Here is an 18811-nt window from a genome sequence, read left to right as displayed (position 1 = left end):
GCTTCTGCCAATTTGCTGTGACGACCTCGACGATGACGATCGTAGAGACTTTCAAGTCCTCGTTCATAATATCGCTTCAATGTCCGTCTGGCAGTTTCAGGATGTATGCAGAGGTCTTTGGCAATATCATTAGTGGCTTTGCCTATACTATATTGGTATAAGATGAGCAGGCGTAGTCGGGCTCTGGGATTGCGCTCAGTCTTTGAGTGTTTGCCAAAGTCATGGTCTTCTAGGTTATGTATTGGTATAGTCATAAGTGGATTATACTATATATCTTGGGTTTGGTATAAGGCTAAAGCTAAAGCACGCCAATTTTCCTAACTATTTGTCTTAACTATCTATGATAAAAAAGCCCAGCTATTCAATAACTGGGCTTTTTTATGGTCTAACTCATAAGTTTTTCAATTAACGACGCACATCTTTTGGTGCATCGCCATTTGGCCAATCTTTGTCTTTATTGGCTTTGACAGGGCGCGGCAAATGGGTAAAGTAGGCGGCAATATCGACCGCTTCTTGATCGCTTAGTGTATTGCCCTGACCGAACGGCATTTTACCTTTAATAAAGGCCGCGGCGGTATATGTACGCGCCATGCCTGCGCCATCATTAAAAGACTTGTCGCCTGCGACTGCTGGGTAAAGGTAAGTACCATCATCATTGTATTGACCTTCGCCATCAGCACCGTGGCAAAAGCTGCATTTTTCTGCAAACAGCTTTTTGCCGGTTTCAGGGTTTGGCTCTAACTCTTTATTCACTTTTACAAAACCGCGACCTTCAGGTGATACCCCAAATGGCATATCTTGCGACAACCAGCTCATATAAGACACCATCGCATTCATATCATCTGAATCAAGATCGAGTGCTTTACCATTCATCGAACGCTCAAAACAACCGTTAATACGCTCTTGAATGGTATTGACGCGACCTGCGCGTGAGCGATAAATCGGGTAAATACTTGGCATATTGTTCCAAGGTGCAGCATACGCTTCTGAGCCATTGCCTAGGTGACAGCTGGTACAGTTAAGCTGGTTACCAACGTTATTCGGCAGCTCTTTATAAGTATGGTTGGCAAGCTGTAGACCGCGGCGTACGGCAGCGCCATACTCATCATCTGGAATGGTCGATTCGTCTGGCATCTTAATGGACGGTTTACCGCTTGCAGCATCAGCGCTGCCTGCAGTTATATCATTGGCAGCAGGCATGTTACCTTTTAAGGTGTCTGCACGTGCCTCAAGATCCTTTACGCGTGCTAGGGCTGCTGCCTCTTCAACGCGATCAACTGCCTTAGTTTCACTACTATTATCACAACCTGTGATAACAGTTGCACCAAGAGCAAAGATAGACGCTACTAAAATAGAAGACTTAGTGCGTAAAAACTTTCTCATTGGAATGTCATTATCTTAAAATATAATATATAAAAATCTATCGATGTGTCAATTTAGAAGCAATGATGGCAGAACTTATGCTGTGGTTTAGATAAAAACGACAGCATGACTTTGCGTATACGCTCCACTTTGTTCATCAAAAACTACGGGGTAATCAATCAGTAACATGATGGTATCAAATACAAATACGTAAAGTGATTTTAAATTGAAAATAAAACATAACGTGACAAACCAAGTTAAAGAAAGCTGAAGCGCAAACCACAGTATCTATAGTGAGTGGGAAGTAATATCGATATATCAGCAATACCGTCGCGTTTTTAGGATATTTTGACTATATGTTGTTTTCTACTAAAAAGCGCGTGAATAGCGAAGTATTCATGCGCTTTTTGCTAAGGATGTTTGTTTAATAGTTTAACTTATCGTCGTGTATTTGCCGCTATATTAATGAGTAGTTACCGCTTTACGGTTGGCACTTTTCGCGCGCTTTTTGCCTTTTAATTTACGCGATAATTTGTTGATATCATTGAGTACCTGACCATAACGAGACGGGAATACGCGCTGGACGGCATCCATCATTTTGGCATCGTTGCCAATCAAACAGCGTGGCTGGTTGGTGGCGGCGGCTTGTAAGATAATCCAAGCCGCTGCGCTGGCATCGAATTTTAAAAATTTATTAAAGCTACGAATGGCTTTGCTACCGCTACGCATACCGAGGTCGCTGATACTGTCGTTACCGCGTGCGCTATTGGCAATATTGGTCTTAATACCGCCGGGATGCACACAAGTTGCCGACACGCCGCAGCGCTGAATGTCTAGCTCTTGGCGCAGGCTTTCGGTAAAGCCGCGTACCGCAAATTTACTGGCGTTATAAGCCGATTGTGACGGCTGCGCGGTCAAACCAAACAGGCTTGAGATATTAATGATATGACCATGCTCGTTAAAATGGCGCGCCTTGTTATCTTTTTTACCAGTATTAATTTCGCTTTCTTTGACGCTATTTTTAATCAGGGGTAAAAACGCCTTGGTGCCATAAACCACGCCCCAAAAATTGATATCCATCACCCATTCAAGCTCGCCAATGCTGCTGCCTTCAACGGAAGAGTAGAGCGCCACGCCTGCATTATTAAAGATAAAATTCACTTTACCATGTTCCGCCATCACGCTATCCGCCCACGCTTCGACGGCTTTATTGTCCGAGACGTCGAGTACGGTGGTGGTAACTTTGACATCATAGCCGACCAGTAGCTCCTTGGTCTGCGCCAATTGTTCAGGATTGATATCCGATAACGCCAGATGGCAGCCCATTTTTGCCAAATGCAGGGCAAGCTCGCGTCCCATACCAGAACCTGCACCGGTGATAGCGGCAACATGATTGGCATAGTAAGGGGTAATATCGTGGTCTTGCTGCGAGGAAAAAGGCAGATGTTGGCGTAGAGAGTTTGCTACTGCAGAGACATTGCTAGAAACGTGATTAAGCATGATAAACAGTCCTTTGTATCATTGATTTGAAAAGTGTGGTCGTCGATAAGGATAACGTATCAAAGTCGCTTTACCTTAGCATGATTTCTTCTTTTGGCTGCTATCGATTGATAAACGCAGCTGTCATTTTTAGCCCGCTTATGATGATAAAGCACAGACACAAAAAAGCGCCTGAATAACTATCAGACGCTTTTTAAATCAATAGCCTGTTAAGCATATAGCCCGTCAAGCATATGAAGTGCTTTTACCCAATCATCACTTATGCAATTTTAGGGGTTTTGCCTTCGTTAATCACTTGCTCATCAACCAATACTGTTTTGGCATTTTTCATCGATGGTAGCTCATACATGGTTTCAAGCAGAGCGTTTTCGACGATAGAGCGCAGACCACGCGCACCGGTTTTACGTTCCATGGCTTTTTTGGCAATCGCATCAAGCGCTTCTTTGGTAAACTCAATCTCAGCGCCTTCCATTTCAAACAGATATTTATACTGTTTTACCAAGGCGTTTTTCGGTTCTGTCAAAATCTGTACCAAAGCTTCTTCATCAAGCTCTTGAAGCGCAGCCAATACAGGCAGACGACCAATCAATTCAGGAATGAGACCAAATTTGATTAAATCTTCTGGCTCGACTTGCTGCAATAAATCTGAGCTGCGGCGGCTGTCATCTTTGGAGCTGACATCGGCGTTAAAACCAATACCGCCTTTTTCCGTACGCTGCTGAATGACTTTATCAAGACCGGCAAACGCACCGCCAACGATAATCAAGATATTGCTGGTATCGACTTGGATCAGCTCTTGCTGTGGATGCTTACGACCACCATGTGGCGGGATAGCGGCAACCGTGCCTTCGATAAGTTTCAGCAACGCTTGCTGTACGCCTTCGCCCGACACGTCGCGAGTGATAGAAGGGTTGTCGCCTTTTTTACTGATTTTATCAATCTCATCAATATATATGATGCCTTGCTCAGCTTTGCTAACATCATAGTCGGAGGCTTGCAAGAGCTTTTGCACGATGTTTTCAACATCTTCACCGACATAACCGGCTTCCGTTAACGTCGTCGCATCTGCCATCGCAAACGGCACATCAAGTAAGCGTGCGAGTGTTTGCGCAAGCAAGGTTTTACCAGAACCCGTTGGGCCAATCAGCAAGATATTACTTTTTGCCAACTCAACCATGGCGTCATCAGCGCCGATTTTGGCTTTTTTGCTATCTCTAGCCAACGTTTGGCTGACTTTTAGGCGTTTATAATGGTTATAAACTGCGACCGCTAAGGCTTTTTTCGCCGCATCTTGGCCGATGACATATTCATCAAGCTTGGCACGTAGCTCTTTTGGCGTTGGCAGTTTTTTATTGACCCAAGAGGTATCAATGTCACTGTCGTCGTCGCCATCTTCGGCGCTATCAGCAATCAGGTCCGTACATAGCTCGATACATTCATTACAGATATTGGCGTCGTCAGCGGCAATCAGCTGCTTTACTTCACTTTTTTCTTTGCCGCAAAACGAACAATGCGGGGTGTTATCTTCTGCCATATACAGGCACTCCTAAAATTTAATGCTTATCAATGTTTTGATTATGGACATCAGCGCCAAAGCGTAGGGCAGTTGATATATTTCTTCTACCGTAGCGCATTTAGGCCACTGATGTTTTAAAATCCTTTAAACGTCTATTATCAGAGCTTATAAAGAAATTAAAGCTTATAAAGAATCAGGACGGCGCTCTAATACTTCGTCAACCAAGCCGTATTCTTTGGCCTCTTTAGCATCTAGCCAATAGTCACGCTCAACGTCTTTTTCGATTTTCTCTACCGGTTGACCGGTACGCTCAGCCAAAATCTCGTTCAAACGAGCACGGGTTTTTAGAATTTCACGCGCATTAATTTCGATATCGGTTGCTTGACCTTGCGCGCCGCCTGATGGCTGATGAATCATTACGCGCGAGTTGGCTAGAGCATAACGTTTGCCTTTTTCACCCGCTGCCAGTAAGAACGAACCCATGCTATACGCGCCGCCCATACAAATGGTTGAGACTTCAGGTTTGATAAAGTTCATGGTATCAAAAATAGCCAAACCTGCACTGACTGAGCCGCCGGGCGAGTTGATATATAAATGAATGTCTTTATCAGGGTTTTCGGCTTCTAAAAACAATAGCTGCGCCACGATAAGATTGGCCATGTGGTCTTCAACTTGACCGGTCAAAAAGATAACGCGCTCACGTAATAGGCGTGAGAAAATATCAAACGAGCGTTCACCGCGCGCTGATTGCTCAACCACCATTGGAACCAATGCGGCTTGAGTCGTGCTTTGTACATTGTCATGCGCACTCATCAACATATCAAAATGCGGGTTAGCAATGATGCGATCATAATCTGTCATAAAGATGTCCTGTTTATAAGTCCATAAAATAAAAAATAGAAGCTAGCTGTTGGCTACATTGTTATTGATGATTATCATTGTAAACATTATCGCTTGGTAATAAAACCTACTAGAAAATAAAACCTATTCACGCATACATTTTATTTTATTAAATTAATCCTGCGCCAAAATATACTCAATCAAGCAGATTGGCTCTGCCTGCTAAAATAGTGGCTAATAAATATTGGTCGCCGCTAGAAATAAGTGAGCCAATGGTAACTTTTTTATCACAGCAATAATAACGCTTTAATGTGACAAATGATAAACGACTCCCTATTAATAAGGCGTCTGTGCGCACTTATCAAGGGCAGCATGAATAATCTGTTTATAAAAAATGCTATATTCAAAATATCCTAAACACGCTACGGTATTGCTGATATCAATTTTTTTTAGCCTCTGTCTGCGCAGGCACAGCAAGCAAGAAAAATTGATATCAGCAGTGTGTGATGTATCAATAGTACTTTTCACTCACTATATTAAGACAGTAGTTTATAAACGGGCAATAAAAATGCCCTAACAAAGGTGTCAGGGCATTTTTGATTATTCTAGGTATTAAACCAGTTAGTACTGACTGGCAAAGCGCTAGATCACATGATTACATGGCTTGTTGCTGCTGAGCGGCTAATAGGTCTTGATAGCTCACTTCTTTGTCCGTTACTTGGCCTTGCTCGATTAAATAATCAACCACTTGGTCTTCTAGCACTACTGACTCAATGTTAGCGCGTTGCTGCTTGTCATTGGTGTAGTACTCGATGACTTCCGCTGGGTCTTCGTAGTTTTCAGCGGCTTCTTTGATAAAGCTTTCAACACGTTCTTGGTCGACTTCTAAGCCTTTGGTGTCGATAATACGAGCAACGATGATGCCAAGACGGGCAGCACGTAGCGCTTGCTCTTCAAACAGCTCATTTGGCAGCATGTCTTTATCGAAGCTATCAGCGTTGGCGCCGAACTGCTGAGAAAAACGTTGCATCATCATGTTGCGTTGACGATCGATTTCTTGCTCTAGCATAGCGTTTGGTACGTCAAACTCGTTCTTTTCTAATAGTGCGTCAAAGGTCGCTTGTTTTACTTGGCTACGCGCGGCATTTTTGATTTCGCGTTCCATGTTTTTACGCACGTCTTCTTTTAATTTCTCAACGCCGCCTTCTTTCACGCCGAATAGCTCTAAGAACTCGTCGTCGATTTCAGGAAGTTTTGATTTTTCAACCAATTTTACGCTGATTTTAAATTGTGCTTCTTTACCAGCCAAGTTTTCAGCTTGGTAATCTTCTGGGAAGGTGACGTCGATGACTTTTTCTTCGCCCGCTTTCATGCCTTTGATGCCATCTTCAAAGCCTGGAATCATCTGATTGCTACCGATAACCAGTTTGAAGTCTTCAGCAGAGCCGCCTTCGAATTTTTCGCCGTCGATTGAACCTTCAAAGTCAAAGGTCACTTGGTTGTCTTTGGCCGCTTTACCTTTTTTCTCAACGAACTCTTGACGCTGCTTTTGTAGGTTTTCGATCATGGTGTCAACGTCTTCGTCGCTGACGGTTGCAGTGTGGCGCTCAACTTCGATTTCATCGATACCTTGGACGTCGATTTCTGGGAAGATTTCAACAGTCGCTTGATAAACCAAGAAGTCGTCTTCAAGTTTTACGTCGTCGATGTTTGGCATACCAACAGCACGGATGTCTTCAGATTTGATCGCTTCAAATACAGTATCACGGATCACATCGTTGATGACTTCTTGCTGAATGCCAGCACCGTACTGTGAACGGATATGCGACATCGGTACTTTACCTTTACGGAAACCGTCAATCTTGGCGGTTTTCGCCACTTGACTGATGCGGCCTTCAACTTTGTTTTGAATTTTTTCAACGGGTACTTTAACCGTTAGCTGAGTTTCTTTGTTAGACAGCTTGTTGGTTGTGACTTGTAAATCTGTAGCCATATTCGTTACACCTTTAGGATTAAATAGAAATAGACAACCAGGCTGCAAAATACGCGTGTGCTACTGGTTGCCGTTGGAATAAATAGGGGATATTGCTAGCGCGCGATTTCGCAATCTGTGAGCGTAGCAATCGCTGACGGCACAAAAATATGAAACGCTTTATTCTAAATAAACGCTCTCAGATATCAATATTAACTGCTAATCGCCCGCATAATAACGCTTTTTGCGCAATTATACAGACAAATAACGGCTTTCAACAAAATTTTAAAAGTAGAACAGTATAATCTATCTGTTTATCAAAGTAAAAATTATCTGTTTAATTGCCCCGTCAGTGATTTATAAGCTTAGCTTTGCCGTAATCTGCCCGCTTATTATCATCAAATACGCTTTATTATCGAATACGCTTATAACGGCAATTGCGCCAATAACTGCTCAATGGCCTGACCACGATGACTGATGCTGTTTTTGTCCGCAGCGCTGAGACTTGCCGCCGTCGCTTGCAACTCTGGCAACCAAAACAGCGGATCGTAACCAAAACCGCCATCACCATGCGGCGCGTCTAAAATCTCGCCGTGCCATAAACCTTGAGCGATAATCGGTAGCGGGTCATCGGCATGACGTACCATAGCGAGCATACACACAAACACGCCTTTAATAGGGGTATCTGGCTTGGCTGCACGAATAGGCTGCAAGTCAGCGATAAGCTTGGCGTTGTTTTTGGCGTCATTGCCATGCTCGCCAGCATAGCGGGCAGAATAGATACCGGGCGCGTTGCCCAATACGGGCACACAAAGTCCTGAATCATCCGCAATCGTCGGTAGGCCACTTGCGCGGCTGGCATGCCGCGCTTTGATAATAGCGTTCTCAACGAAGCTCAAACCGTCCTCAATCGCGTCTTCGATATTAAGCTGACCTTGCGGGACAATCGTCACAGCCAAATCTGCCGCTGCAAATAAGCGTTTAAACTCCGCAAGTTTGCCTTTATTATTACTGGCAAGCACCCATTGATTGGCGAGCTTTGTTTGCGTTAAATGCTCTTGTAGAGTCAGGTTTGCGCTGCTGGCTTGGGTCATATTTTTTGTCCGTCATTGATTCACTAATACTGCTATATTCTAGGCTAGCATGAGCTAAATTACCAATTAGCATAACGAATCGTTGATTCATAACATTTGGTAACTGATATTTGTCACCACTCTTGCTATAATAGGCGATAAGCTACAGTGAATTATATCTTATAGCTTGTGAACTTTTAATTAATAATTCTTATAAATATTCATCATGGTTTTTGCCCATTGTATATTTATAAGTACATTAATTACTAAGTGATGCGCGCTTAAGATAATTTTAGCATGCAAGCCTTTTAGGTTTACCGCAATATGCTTAGCATATTGAGTAATGACTTTCACTAACAATAAACTAAGCCAATTTAGTCCGATAATTTATAGCGTTGATTTAAGCTATACCTAATACTAATGGCTAAACCAGCAAGGATAAAATAATTATGTCAAATATTACTTTACCAGACTTACCTTATGCAAAAGATGCGCTCGAGCCACATATCAGTGCTGAGACGCTAGAGTACCATCATGACAAGCATCATGCCGCTTATGTAAACAAGCTAAATGAATTGCTACCGGGTTCTGGTCTAGAAGACAAAACATTACCAGAAATCATCAAAGCGACTGCGAAAGATGACAGCAAAAAAACCATGTTTAACCAAGCAGCGCAAGTATGGAACCATACGTTCTATTGGAACTGTATGACGCCTGACAATGGTGGCGGCGAACCTACTGGTGATTTGAAAGCGAAAATCGAAGAAGATTTTGGTAGCTATGACAAATTCCGTGAAGAGTTCAAAAACGCAGCAACTTCACAGTTTGGTTCTGGTTGGGCTTGGCTAGTGGCTGATAAAGTTGGTGGTAAACTATCAATCGCTAAAACTGGTAATGCTGATAACCCATTGGCGCATGACCAAGTCGCTGTATTGACTTGTGACGTATGGGAACATGCTTACTACATCGATTATCGTAACCGTCGTCCTGACTATGTGGATACCTTCCTAGACAAGCTAGTGAACTGGGACTACGCAAACGCAAAATATAAAGGTCAAGATGCTGGTGTTGAAGAGTAATCTTTAACCACTAAGTATTTGATTTACTTTATAAGTAGGAAAAGGACGCTGAGAGGCGTCCTTTTTTTGGTTTTGCTCCTATAAAAACTTAGTCGGACTTTGGTAAAATTTTTCATTTAATTTCTTAATTACAAATTGACCTCGTTCTAATACTGCATTGGATTTATCCAAAGCAAACTTCTCTGCAAAGAATTTAACTTCATCTTGTTTTAGGCGGTCAAGATTTATAATAAGAAATTCTGCTGATACGCTGCGAACAATTGAAGATCGGTCAAACGCTGATCTATTAAGCAATTCGATTAGAGATATATGCACATCAATTTTTCGTTCAGCAATAACAGGTATTAATTTTCTTCTGCCATAAGCTTTATCAATCCACTTCCATTCATAACCACTAATCCATGTCATTCGGGCTTCAAACAAACTACGAAACGCTTTAGCTCTTACGTAAGGCTGGATGGCATTATGAGCAATTTCATTGAGGTAATCATCAAAAATAGGCAGCTGACCAAGTTGGGACAATAAACTAGGAATGGCTCCTGACGCAAATGTGATTAAATTATTTTTCAATGATAAAGTGACATCTTTTCTTAAAGCAGTATTTAAAATGACATTTCTATTTTCTTGTCCTATACGACCCCATGAATTCCAATTTGATAAAATGGTTATCAAAGCTTCTGCAATAATTTTAGAGTCAGTTTTGCGGCTGACTAAGATAAAAGCTTCTTTGGCAGCCACACGAACTTCTGGAACCCAATCATTTAATCTGCGAGCAATTAATATAAGAAAAAAAGCATTAGGGGCGCTCTCTGACAATAATTTTAGACTTTTTTCGCGTTCGTAGCCGTCCCAACTGACCAGTCCTAGCCAAGATGCTTGCTCAATAAATAGTGATTTGATAGCTTTTGACAAGCTTTCCCACTTTGGTTGTGATACTAAGTATTTTGCTACTTCCTCACGTATGAGGCGTTCCCAGTAATCTAAATTAACTAGCTTCAGCTGTGAAGTAACTTCAATCATAGGTGTCATGTCACCTTTTGACTTTAAAACATTATTAATTGCTAAGATAAATTTATCAGTCATTTCTATTGATGGTTGCATGATTTGCTTACTCCAAGCAGCAATGATTTTTCTATTAAAGCACCTCAAACCCAAACTTACTCAACGCTTCCCTTAACATCGCAATATTATAATACGCATGCGCATTGACGGTGTTTTGAAAGAAGATATACAGCGTATCAAAATGCTGACGCTGATTGGCAATCGCTTGTGCCCAGTCCTGCATTTCAGCTTCGGTATAGCGATAATCATGCCGATCGCTAGCGCTCATCGCATCCCACCAGCCCGTATTATTACCATGCATGCGCAGATAGCCAGTGCGCTCGGTAAATATCAGTCGTGACGGCGGTAGGCCGCTGACCTTGGGATAATCGACGCTACACCAAATCAAACCTTGCTCGACAAAGCTATCGACCACTTGCGGCGTATGCCAGCCATTATGTCGAAACTCAATCGCTAGCGGATAGTCTTTAAACCAACTGACCAAATTGGCAAGATAAAGCCGATGCTCACGGGTGCGATCAAAGCCGTGCGGAAATTGCAGCAGTAATGGTGCAAGCGCATCCGCTTCGATAAGGGGCGTGAGCGCAGTGATAAAAGCTTGCGCATGCTCGCTTGTGCCTTTACGCGCATGGGTAAAGTCTTGATGCAGTTTGACTGCGAACTTCAACTCACTATCCGCTTGTACGTAGGCTTTATCAACCATACCAGCAAAGGCTTTTTGCCCGATGGGCGCATAGAAGGTACTGTTAATCTCAACCGCGCCATATTGCTTGGCGTATTCGCGTAAGAAGTCAGTTTTTTTGGTGCCGGTTGGGTACAGCGTACCAAGCAGATCGGTATCGCTATAGCCGCCAGTGCCGAGGTAGATACGCTGAGTAGGGGTACTATCCATGTTGACCACTCTTTATCGTTTTTAATGTTTATTGCTGAGCTTATTTTTTACGTGACCATAGCCATTCGATTAATGCCAATAAGGCGTTAGTGTCTGCACTGTCTTTTTTACCACTCAGCTCACGGCTGCTTAACTCGCGGATAATGGCTGCACGGCCGTCATTAAATAGCGATTGCGCATAGCGGGTCGCTTGCTCGACGCCCATCAGTTTCACATAGGTAGATTTGTCTAACTTTTCATCACTGCCAGCAGGTTTGCCAAGGGTATCGGTGCTGGTGGTCACATCTAAGATATCGTCTTGGACTTGAAAAGCCAGACCAATATGCTGCGCGCACTCTTGTAGGGCAATACGCTGCGGCGCCGTCGCACCTGCACAGATACCGCCCATGAGCATCGCCGCTTCAATCAATGCACCGGTTTTATCACGGTGGATGGCTTCTAAATCATCTTGTGAAATGCCAGTGCTGGCTTCGGCATTGAGGTCGAGCATTTGCCCAGAAACCATGCGTCTGGCGCGCGGCGCAAATATCGCGATAAGCTGGCTTGCGATAGCAGAGTCATACGGCGCAAAAGTTGGCAGCTCTGCGGTCAGTACCTCAAAGGCGAGCGTCTGTAGCACGTCACCGGCGAGCAGGGCGGTCGATTCTGCAAAGACGATATGGGCAGTTGGCTGACCACGGCGCAGCTCATCATCGTCCATACAAGGCAGGTCATCATGCACCAGTGAATAAGTATGCAACAGCTCTACCGCCAATGCTGCACGGCGCGCCATATCGTAATCGGAGTCGTTTTCTAGTAGTGATTCTAAATCGCTATTTTGCTGAATTTGCTTAGCTTCTTTATCAGTGCTTTTATCGACATATTCATCAGCCCTATTAACATTGTCATTCGCATTGCTTTGATGGACACTGTCAAAGGCGCTGGCGACCAATAACGGCCGTACCAATTTACCCTGACCGGTCATCACATAACGGCAGGCATCAAGCAGCGGACTTGGCAGCTCAGCGTAAGCAAACAGCATCTCGATATCTTGCGCCAGTTGCGTGCGCACGGCGCGATGAAATTGTTCAGTATTATTATTAAAGCTCGCAAAAGGCACCGTTGTTGAAACAGTGTTTGAAGCCGTTGTTGAAGACATAGGGCTTGGCATAGAAGTAGAAGCAGGGGAAACAGTCATAATCCAACCATTAATCAGGTGAATAATAAAAATAGCGCTAGTGTAGCATGATAGATTATATTCCTTATGCTACGAGTATTATCAATGACGCATTTTTGGCGGTTTAATGTTAAAAACTGGCGTAAAAAAGCCCGTTGAATAGGCGTAATAATGCAACAAACCCTTGTTACCTATTATTGATTTAACTTGGCAGTTAGATGTGTTTTGATAATAAAGGCTAATTCCTATCTTAAATCTCAGTATACAGGCGGACACCTAAAGCACCTTGGCCGCAAGGTAAAGGGTTGGTGTCGACTTAAGAGTGACTTGCGAGTATGGTATTAGCTTGTGACAGTCGGGGGCATAATCCCCTACACTAATTGGCGTGAAAATGGTCTGGCACTTAGCACATAGGTTTTTAGCCTGAGTTAAGTGACTCATCATCTCAATGTTCAGTCAGTGTTTATAACATCAGTACCGGTAACAAACGTATATAAATGAAGCGCCGTATTCATATTTGCTATTGCCTGATAGCGTTACAAAAAATGAATACAAACATGAGCGCTGGATAATAAAGACATCTGCACTGCTCATATACTGACTTTTAAAGCAGTATGTTGGCAGTGTTATTACTCGTTTTACTAACAATAACTGACTATGACCTTTAATTTTAAAGCTTTTAATTTTAAAACGTAGCTTTCGTTATATAGCAAGGAGTTTCAAATGGTATACCAAGGAAATCGCATTACGGTGACAATGCTAGAGGATGGCATCGCCAACATGCAATACAACGCCGAAAATGAGAGCGTGAACAAGTTTGATGCTGAAACCAATAAGCAATTTGCTGAAGTTGTGACAGCGCTAGAAAAAGCGGATGACGTTAAAGGCTTAATCGTCACCTCAAGCAAAGGCGTGTTTATCGCTGGTGCGGACATCACAGAATTCGTCGGTTCATTTAAGAATCCAGAAAACGAAATTAAAGATTGGGTCGTTAATATCAATGACGCTTTCAACCGTTTTGAAGACCTGCCATTTCCAAAAGTAGCGGCCATCAATGGCGCCGCGCTTGGCGGTGGTTGTGAGATGACCTTGGTTTGTGAATACCGTGTCATGAGCGACAAAGCCATTATCGGTCTACCAGAAACCCAATTGGGCATCTTCCCAGGCTTTGGTGGTACGGTGCGTAGTACGCGTGTGATCGGTATCGACAATGCGCTTGAATTGATCGCCACTGGTACGCCAAAAAAACCACTTGATGCGTTAAAACTTGGCCTAGTGGATGCGACCGTTCCTGCAGATGATTTGCAAGATGCAGCCATTGACCTAGTCAAAAAATGTATCTCAGGTGAGCTTGATTGGCAAGCAAAGCGTGAAGAAAAGCTGAATCCTGTAAAGCTAAACCAGCTTGAGCAAGCGATGGCGTTTAACAGTGCCAAAGGTATGATCTTTGCTAAAGCCAATCCTAAGCAGTACCCAGCGCCAGCAATCGCTATCGAAACCATTGAAAAACACGTTAATTTGCCACGTGATAAAGCAATCGAAGTCGAAGCGGCTGGTTTTGCCAAAGCGGCGAAAACTCCACAAGCAGAAAGCTTGGTCGGTCTATTCTTAAACGATCAATTGGTGAAAAAACTTGCCAAGCAGCACAGCAAAAAAGCACATGAAATTACTGAAGCGGCCGTACTTGGCGCCGGTATCATGGGCGGCGGTATCGCCTATCAGGCAGCCAGCAAAGGCTTGCCAATCATCATGAAAGATATCAAGTCTGAGCAATTAGACCTTGGTATGGGCGAAGCCAGCAAGCTACTTGGCAAAATGGTCGAACGCAAAAAGATGACCCCAGCAAAAATGGGCGAAACGCTAAGCCGTATCCGTCCGACTTTAAACTATGGTGATTTTGCAGAGACTGACATCGTTATCGAAGCCGTGGTAGAAAATCCAAACGTCAAGCGTGCGGTACTCAAAGAAGTTGAAGGTCTGGTAAAAGACGATTGTATCTTAGCGTCAAACACCTCGACGATTTCTATTACTTATCTGGCTGAAGCACTTGCGCGTCCAGAAAACTTCGTTGGCATGCATTTCTTTAACCCAGTACATCGTATGCCACTCGTTGAAGTTATCCGCGGTAAGAAATCATCTGAAGAAGCGATTGCAACCACCGTTGCATTAGCATCTAAAATGGGCAAAGTGCCAGTTGTGGTCAATGACTGCCCAGGATTCTTAGTAAACCGTGTGTTGTTCCCATACTTTGGTGCCTTTGATTTGCTGCTTAAGCAAGGTGCGGATTTTGCTCATGTCGATAAAGTCATGGAAAAATTCGGCTGGCCAATGGGTCCTGCTTATCTAATCGACGTGGTTGGTTTAGATACGGGCGTACACGGCGCAGAAGTGATGGCAGAAGGTTTCCCTGATCGCATGAAGCCTGATTATAAAGGTGCTATCGAGCATCTATATGAAAACAATCGTTTAGGTCAGAAAAACGGTGTTGGTTTCTATAAATATGAGACTGATAAGCGCGGTAAGCCAAAGAAAGTGGCTGACGAAGCGACTTATGAGCTATTAAAAGCGACAACAGATAGCGACAAGCAAACCTTTGATGATCAAACCATCATCGACCGCACCATGCTCGCGTTCTGTAATGAAACCGTACGTTGCCTAGAAGACAACATCGTCAGCACGCCATCTGAAGCCGATATGGCGATGATTATGGGCGTTGGTTTCCCGCCATTCCGCGGTGGCCCTTGCCGTTATATCGACCAAATGGGTCTAGATAACTACTTGGCGCTATGCGAAAAATACGCGCACCTTGGCAAAGCCTATGAAGCGCCGCAAAAGATTCGCGATATGGCAGCCGCAGGCGAGACTTTTTACGCCACCGCGTAATGGTCGGTCATTACTAGGATGAAGTGCCGTACCCACGCTCGATAAGGTTGTTGATGATTTATTTATTATGAATAATCTTTTACATAAAATATGACGAGCATTGTGGTACTGCCACTGACAATAAAAATTGAAAAGGAAGATAGTATGACAACTTTAAGTCCAAAAGACGTGGTCATCGTAGATGGCGTACGCTCAGCAATGGGTAAATCTAAAAACGGTATGTTCCGCCACGTGCGCGCTGATAGCATTTCTGCTGAATTGGTTCGTGCCTTGGTTGAGCGTAACGACTTTGACCCACGCGACGTTGAAGACATCATTTGGGGCTGTGTGAACCAAACTTTAGAGCAAGGTTTAAACATCGGTCGTAATATCGGCTTGCTAGCTGGTATTCCAAAGACTGCTGGCGGCCAAACGGTGAACCGTCTATGCGGCTCATCTATGCAGGCGCTACACACAGCTGCTGCGCAAATTATGACCAACCAAGGTGAGGTTTTCATCATCGGTGGTGTTGAGCATATGGGTCACGTTGGTATGATGCATGGCGTTGACTTAAACCCTGAAGCTTCAAAACATTATGCAAAAGCCTCAAACATGATGGGCTTGACTGCTGAAATGCTGGGTCGTATGAACAACATCACTCGCGAAGAGCAAGATGCCTTTGGTCTTGAGTCGCACCGCCGTGCATGGGCTGCCACCACTGAAGGTCGTTTTGACAATGAAATAATCGGTATTGAAGGGCATGATGCCGCCGGTCGTTTGCAACTATGTACTGTCGATGAGGTGATTCGTCCAGACGCGACGATGGATCAAATGCAAAAGCTACGTCCAGCCTTTGATCCAAAAGGCGGTACAGTCACTGCAGCAACTTCATCAGCTCTATCTGACGGTGCGTCAGCGATGCTCGTCATGAGCGCGCAAAAAGCCAAAGATTTGGGTCTAAAACCTCGTGCGCGTATTCGTAGTATGGCAGTTGCTGGTTGTGATGCGGCTATCATGGGTTATGGTCCAGTTCCTGCGACCCAAAAAGCCCTAAAACGCGCTGGCATGAGCATCGATGATATGCAAACCATCGAGCTTAACGAAGCGTTTGCAGCTCAAGCACTATCGGTACTGAAAGCCTTGAACTTGACCGACAAGCAAGACATCATCAACGTCAATGGTGGCGCGATTGCCCTAGGTCATCCGCTTGGCTGTTCAGGCGCGCGGATCACGGTTACTTTGCTAAACGCCATGGAGCAAATGGATACAGAGATTGGCCTTGCCACTATGTGTATCGGCCTAGGTCAAGGTATCGCCACTGTGATTGAGCGTGTTTAAGCGTTTTAATAAATCTTTTTAGTTTTATATCTTTAACAAAAACCCCTAGTCATGATAACTAGGGGTTTTTACGTTGGTCAATTAAAAACTGGTTTTATAATATCCTGTTCATAATTGTTAATAAGATTTATCTTCATTGACCCGCTTAGCAAACTATGACTAAATAGGAATAAGAAGAATAACGAAAACACCCATGATAAATCTAACATAGCCTTTAATAATAAGGTCAGTCGTACAAGGAGTGTACTATGTCTACCATGATTACCGATCGCACTTATCGTATCGCCCGCGAAAATACCCAAGCGATGATTATCGATATCCAAGAACGCTTGACGCCACACATCTATGACCACGAAAGTATCATTAAAAAAACAGTCACTCTGATTAAGGGTTTGCAAGCGCTCGATATTCCTATCATGCTCAATGAGCAGTATAAAAAAGGACTTGGCGATACGTTGCCTGAAATACGCGATATACTAGAAGGTGACAATGCCAAAAGTTTTGAGAAAGTGACGTTTAGCGCCTGCGATAACGATGATTCGTGGCATTATTTGGCCCAGCAAAATCGTAGTATCGTTTTATTGTTTGGGGTAGAGGCGCATGTCTGCGTGATGCAAACGGCGCTTGATTTACTCGATAATGGCATGCAGCCCGTTATCATTGGTGATGCGGTCGGCTCACGCTTTCCTTATGATAAAAAGCAAGCGATTCGCCGTATTCGCCGCGCTGGTGGTGTGATTAGCACGGTAGAATCCATTCTGTTTGAATTATGCCGCAGCAGTAAAGACCCAGCGTTTAAAACCATTAGCAATTTGATTAAGTAGCCTAATTAAGCCTCATGCTTAAGCAAGTTTAATTATTAAAAATAGTTTCTTAATAACTCTTAAAAATAAAATAGCGCCAATACTATCGGCGCTATTTTTTTATCGAAAAATTATATCGAAGCAGATTGTTTATGGTTTTTATAACGGCTATAAATGCCGCGGTGCTTAAATATTTACTATAATATCTGCCTTTGCGTGAAAAGACAGCGCTCAAATTTATCAGTTATTTAGAGAGAATCATGACGTTACCCTATTCTAATGGTGTCAACCATACACCGTCGACCGACCCTGCGACTGCTGCAAATATTGATATTGACGATGTAACGCATTTTTTATTAGAGTTGGATGCGCTAAAACGCGTCAATCGGCGCAGTTATGTGACGAAAACAAATCGGTTGGAGAATTCTGCCGAGCACTCTTGGCATTTGGCGATGGCTTGTTGGTCAATTGCTGAACAGTTTGAGATTGATGTTAATCATGAAAAATTGCTGAAAATGGCATTAATACATGACTTGGGTGAAGTTGATGCCGGTGATACATTTTTATTTGCCAATAGTAGAGCTGACGCTCACGCTGGAGAGCGCGAGGGCATCGCTCGATTGCAAGCCGAGCGTGGCAATGGTATCAAAAACTTAAGTGAGATTTGGGAAGCGCAAGAAACGGGCAGGAGCAAAGAGGCTGAGCTGCTGAGAGTGGTTGATCGAATTTTGCCATTTTTGTTAAATTTAAATACGGGCGGGAAAACATGGAGTGATCATGAGGTGACACGTTCGCAAGTGACTGGCGTCCTAAGGTTTATTAAAGACAGCTTTCCGAGTATTCATCAATGGCTATTGAAACAGGTTGAGTATGCGACCGAGCAAGGCTGGCTGATTGATAGATAAGTGGTTAAAAGGTTTTTTTGCCTGTCAGCTGTTTACAAATCACCCATTATCTTCCTGCACTAAAGCCTTTATATTGGGGACAATCACGCAAAGAGACGGTCACATGAAAAGAGCTGGTACTTATATAACATTCGCGAAATCACTGGTCTTTATTGGCCTACTAATACCAAACCCAAGATATATAGTATAATCCACTTATGACTATACCAATACATAACCTAGAAGACCATGACTTTGGCAAACACTCAAAGACTGAGCGCAATCCCAGAGCCCGACTACGCCTGCTCATCTTATACCAATATAGTATAGGCAAAGCCACTAACGATATTGCCAAAGACCTCTGCATACATCCTGAAACTGCCAGACGGACATTGAAGCGATATTATGAACGAGGACTTGAAAGTCTCTACGATCGTCATCGTCGAGGTCGTCACAGCAAATTGGCAGAAGC

16 protein-coding genes are annotated in these 18811 nt (G+C 43.6%); 6 read left to right on the top strand and 10 right to left on the bottom strand.

The window, feature by feature from the left end:
- The 7 genes from A7325_RS13535 to rdgB form a co-directional block, all read right to left on the bottom strand.
- On the bottom strand, positions 1-254 hold a 254-nt coding region (locus tag A7325_RS13535; protein ID WP_156508490.1), incomplete at its 3' end, for a helix-turn-helix domain-containing protein.
- Between the two features lie 151 nt (positions 255-405).
- On the bottom strand, positions 406-1383 hold the full coding sequence (locus tag A7325_RS10045; RefSeq protein ID WP_068407785.1) for a c-type cytochrome: 978 nt from the start codon (positions 1381-1383) through the stop codon (positions 406-408).
- Between the two features lie 441 nt (positions 1384-1824).
- Positions 1825-2862, bottom strand: coding sequence for an SDR family NAD(P)-dependent oxidoreductase (locus A7325_RS10040; protein WP_082894372.1), 1038 nt, complete (start codon positions 2860-2862; stop codon positions 1825-1827).
- 259 nt (positions 2863-3121) lie between these two features.
- Positions 3122-4396 carry an ATP-dependent protease ATP-binding subunit ClpX gene (gene clpX / locus A7325_RS10035; protein WP_068407781.1) on the bottom strand — a complete coding sequence of 425 codons (1275 nt, stop codon included), beginning with the start codon at positions 4394-4396 and terminating at the stop codon, positions 3122-3124.
- A gap of 165 nt (positions 4397-4561) precedes the next feature.
- The gene (gene clpP, locus A7325_RS10030) at positions 4562-5239 is read right to left on the bottom strand and encodes an ATP-dependent Clp endopeptidase proteolytic subunit ClpP (RefSeq protein ID WP_102076664.1); all 678 of its coding nucleotides are present in this window, start codon (positions 5237-5239) and stop codon (positions 4562-4564) included.
- A gap of 634 nt (positions 5240-5873) precedes the next feature.
- A complete protein-coding gene (tig, locus tag A7325_RS10025) occupies positions 5874-7211 on the bottom strand; it encodes a trigger factor (protein WP_068407778.1) in 1338 nt (445 codons plus the stop codon).
- A gap of 404 nt (positions 7212-7615) precedes the next feature.
- Entirely contained in the window at positions 7616-8260 is a 645-nt protein-coding gene (gene rdgB, locus A7325_RS10020; protein WP_376779306.1) for an RdgB/HAM1 family non-canonical purine NTP pyrophosphatase, read from the bottom strand.
- Positions 8261-8712: 452 nt separating this feature from the next.
- Between rdgB and A7325_RS10015 the strand changes: the two genes are divergently transcribed.
- A complete protein-coding gene (locus tag A7325_RS10015; protein WP_068407772.1) occupies positions 8713-9342 on the top strand; it encodes a superoxide dismutase in 630 nt (209 codons plus the stop codon).
- Between the two features lie 78 nt (positions 9343-9420).
- On the opposite strand, the gene A7325_RS10010 is transcribed toward A7325_RS10015, so the two are convergent.
- The 3 genes from A7325_RS10010 to A7325_RS10000 are packed head-to-tail and all read right to left on the bottom strand — an operon-like array spanning position 9421 to position 12473.
- Positions 9421-10443 carry a hypothetical protein gene (locus tag A7325_RS10010; RefSeq protein ID WP_068407770.1) on the bottom strand — a complete coding sequence of 341 codons (1023 nt, stop codon included), beginning with the start codon at positions 10441-10443 and terminating at the stop codon, positions 9421-9423.
- Positions 10444-10477: 34 nt separating this feature from the next.
- Positions 10478-11296, bottom strand: a complete 819-nt coding sequence (locus tag A7325_RS10005; RefSeq protein ID WP_068407767.1) for a DUF72 domain-containing protein — start codon at positions 11294-11296, stop codon at positions 10478-10480.
- 40 nt (positions 11297-11336) lie between these two features.
- Positions 11337-12473 carry a polyprenyl synthetase family protein gene (locus tag A7325_RS10000; RefSeq protein WP_413771798.1) on the bottom strand — a complete coding sequence of 379 codons (1137 nt, stop codon included), beginning with the start codon at positions 12471-12473 and terminating at the stop codon, positions 11337-11339.
- A gap of 702 nt (positions 12474-13175) precedes the next feature.
- Between A7325_RS10000 and fadB the strand changes: the two genes are divergently transcribed.
- The 5 genes from fadB to A7325_RS13530 form a co-directional block, all read left to right on the top strand.
- Positions 13176-15335, top strand: a complete 2160-nt coding sequence (gene fadB / locus A7325_RS09995) for a fatty acid oxidation complex subunit alpha FadB (protein ID WP_068407762.1) — start codon at positions 13176-13178, stop codon at positions 15333-15335.
- Between the two features lie 144 nt (positions 15336-15479).
- Complete coding sequence (fadA, locus tag A7325_RS09990; RefSeq protein WP_068407761.1) at positions 15480-16652, top strand: acetyl-CoA C-acyltransferase FadA; 1173 nt, start codon at positions 15480-15482, stop codon at positions 16650-16652.
- Between the two features lie 248 nt (positions 16653-16900).
- On the top strand, positions 16901-17476 hold the full coding sequence (locus A7325_RS09985) for an isochorismatase family protein (RefSeq protein ID WP_068407760.1): 576 nt from the start codon (positions 16901-16903) through the stop codon (positions 17474-17476).
- Between the two features lie 239 nt (positions 17477-17715).
- Positions 17716-18360: an HD domain-containing protein gene (locus A7325_RS09980; protein ID WP_068407758.1), complete on the top strand. Its 645-nt coding sequence runs from the start codon at positions 17716-17718 to the stop codon at positions 18358-18360.
- A gap of 197 nt (positions 18361-18557) precedes the next feature.
- Positions 18558-18811 (top strand): helix-turn-helix domain-containing protein (locus A7325_RS13530; RefSeq protein ID WP_156508490.1); only part of this gene is annotated, 254 nt, incomplete at its 3' end.

The sequence above is a fragment of the Psychrobacter sp. SHUES1 genome (genome assembly GCF_001652315.1).
Taxonomy (GTDB): domain Bacteria; phylum Pseudomonadota; class Gammaproteobacteria; order Pseudomonadales; family Moraxellaceae; genus Psychrobacter; species Psychrobacter faecalis.
Note: the sequence above shows the minus strand (reverse complement) of the source record. Positions and strands in the feature narration are given on the sequence as shown.

Bases quoted from the DNA above. Each gene is read 5' to 3' on its own strand.
- A7325_RS10045 (WP_068407785.1), bottom strand. From the start codon at position 1,383: ATGAGAAAGTTTTTACGCACTAAGTCTTCTATTTTAGTAGCGTCTATC.
- A7325_RS10040 (WP_082894372.1), bottom strand. From the start codon at position 2,862: ATGCTTAATCACGTTTCTAGCAATGTCTCTGCAGTAGCAAACTCTCTA.
- clpX (WP_068407781.1), bottom strand. From the start codon at position 4,396: ATGGCAGAAGATAACACCCCGCATTGTTCGTTTTGCGGCAAAGAAAAA.
- clpP (WP_102076664.1), bottom strand. From the start codon at position 5,239: ATGACAGATTATGATCGCATCATTGCTAACCCGCATTTTGATATGTTG.
- tig (WP_068407778.1), bottom strand. From the start codon at position 7,211: ATGGCTACAGATTTACAAGTCACAACCAACAAGCTGTCTAACAAAGAA.
- A7325_RS10015 (WP_068407772.1), top strand. From the start codon at position 8,713: ATGTCAAATATTACTTTACCAGACTTACCTTATGCAAAAGATGCGCTC.
- A7325_RS10010 (WP_068407770.1), bottom strand. From the start codon at position 10,443: ATGCAACCATCAATAGAAATGACTGATAAATTTATCTTAGCAATTAAT.
- A7325_RS10005 (WP_068407767.1), bottom strand. From the start codon at position 11,296: ATGGATAGTACCCCTACTCAGCGTATCTACCTCGGCACTGGCGGCTAT.
- A7325_RS10000 (WP_413771798.1), bottom strand. From the start codon at position 12,473: ATGACTGTTTCCCCTGCTTCTACTTCTATGCCAAGCCCTATGTCTTCA.
- fadB (WP_068407762.1), top strand. From the start codon at position 13,176: ATGGTATACCAAGGAAATCGCATTACGGTGACAATGCTAGAGGATGGC.
- fadA (WP_068407761.1), top strand. From the start codon at position 15,480: ATGACAACTTTAAGTCCAAAAGACGTGGTCATCGTAGATGGCGTACGC.
- A7325_RS09985 (WP_068407760.1), top strand. From the start codon at position 16,901: ATGTCTACCATGATTACCGATCGCACTTATCGTATCGCCCGCGAAAAT.
- A7325_RS09980 (WP_068407758.1), top strand. From the start codon at position 17,716: ATGACGTTACCCTATTCTAATGGTGTCAACCATACACCGTCGACCGAC.